Source organism: Thalassospira profundimaris (assembly GCF_003326795.1).
GTDB classification, from domain to species: Bacteria; Pseudomonadota; Alphaproteobacteria; order Rhodospirillales; family Thalassospiraceae; genus Thalassospira; species Thalassospira profundimaris_C.
Window position 1 is genome coordinate 1 of sequence record NZ_JPWI01000031.1, and the last position, 1,946, is coordinate 1,946.

At 42.7% G+C, this 1,946-nt stretch carries 1 protein-coding gene; it reads left to right on the top strand.

Annotated features, from left to right (window positions below; all coding sequences use genetic code 11):
* Positions 1 to 959 precede the first annotated feature (959 nt).
* Complete coding sequence (locus tag TH30_RS22200; protein WP_181850435.1) at positions 960 to 1,130, top strand: hypothetical protein; 171 nt, start codon at positions 960 to 962, stop codon at positions 1,128 to 1,130.
* Positions 1,131 to 1,946 lie beyond the last annotated feature (816 nt).

A 1,946-nucleotide genomic window follows, 5' to 3' on the forward strand; every position in this document is an offset into this window, starting at 1 on the left:
AACCCTTGCGCGCGGCAAATCTTCTGGCCGGGCAACCGATCTATAAGATTCTGAATTATTCGTAATCTGGTGAGAATGTGACCGTCATCACTGACTCAAGGGAAGATTTTGGATGGCTCTCTAAAAGCGCTACGAAATGTTATGTTTTCCGCATCAATTGGAGCTAGTCGATCACCTGCTTGCGCCGAAAAGATGTCGAACAAACATCTTCATCCACAACCTAAACCAATGAATGTCTTCACTTATGATCTTTATAATTTTTCTTTAATTTCAATACATTAATATGAGAACAACACTAATTACTTTAATACAATTATTTTTTTGTTCAATTACCAATATAACAATTTATTATTGTTATATATCTACCGCTGAACAAGTAGAAAAGCTCGGCACGAGTCGTTTTTATCTTGACGAATGAGGAATTATATCACATGAATTAACTATATTTTAAACAACCGCGCGCGGTGTGTGCGACTTTAGTCTCCGGCAGGATCAATCCTGCGAACAAATATACGGCCTCTTTCACAGGTCGGAGGTGTAATTAATGCACCGCTTAAGAATAGTTTGGCTACGCCAGCCTTGATGATATTGCCGTATTTCGCGGCCGCTTGATAAATAGGTATTTGTTTTTTTCCGATTTCAACTACGGCGATCCTGCCACAACCTCAAACTGACTTCATCGAGACAGGACAAATGCGTCCGAGTTAAATCTAACTGTAAACATCGATTCAAATGGCAGACAACCAATAAAACCGCTTGAAGAGACGCCGGTTAGAGTCAACCACAGATGACACACTCTGTCTCAAACGCCGAAAGGCATTCAAACATAAGGGGAACCTATGGAAAAGTTCACTCGTCCGCGGCCTACATAGGCTAGGACTTAGATGGTTAGGTGAGAAGAAGCGATTAGCATCGGACAGCTTAGCCGAACCCCTCAACATTGAAAGGGGGTGATACAGATGGAACGATTCTTGAACCTGTTTTATCTGGCCTATACGTGCTTCGTGATTTTTATTGGTCTTGCGAAAGATCTTTATGAAATTGTCGAGGCGCTCTTCGAGAAAGACCTGCCGCAGCTTTTCTGGTGGGGCTATCTCTGGCTCGAAAAAATCCTCTCCTGGATAGTCTGAGCAACCGGACAACAAAGAGTCAAAAAAATCTATCGACCCACTTAATAGCAAGTCGATAACTGACCTCGGAGGTGTGACCGCACTTCCGGGGTCTTTGATTTCCCCCTCGACATCCGACGAGATAGGTATAATCTGTTTAGCCCCCACACAGATGGAACGACAAATCGCCCCACAGACTTAACCACAGTCTGAAAGCCAATGCAGCTTGTAATACATTTCGTCAGACTGTCAAGAGCAATGAATAACATTTAACTGTTAATTGATGTAAATATTCCAATATGTTCTTTCAACCCTCATCCCCCTTAACCAATTGCTATTAATGAATTAATTAATTGTCGATTGTTAGAAACCTACGCATTTCACCTTAGTTGTGAAGGAAAACGCGGTAAGTATTTTTAAGCTAAATAGAGGTAAGAATCACCTTTTCGCCGCAAAGACTCGAAGAAAAATGCCACCTCAAACCCGCGTCGTTTCAGGAAATCAACCATTCAATGTCCAACGACAAGCTTGCAACCTAGACTTAGTGCGATAAGACCTGCCCTGATTTGAAAACAAGTAGCATCAGATCCCTTTAACGTCTCCGCAGTAGCAAAAGACCACGCGAGGGTTGCTTTTCCGAGAATACTTAACGCCATTGAACATGAAATCTCATGATTATTAATGACTCCCTTTCAAAGACGGCTCCAACCCTTCACTTTAAGTAGCCTATTGAAAACTCGCAGAGCAGGTTGTTGCCTTCAAGCAGGCAGTTGGATCGAATGATAGTCGCATTCCGCCCGACATTCCCCGATCCGAGATACCCTTTTTCAAGGACCG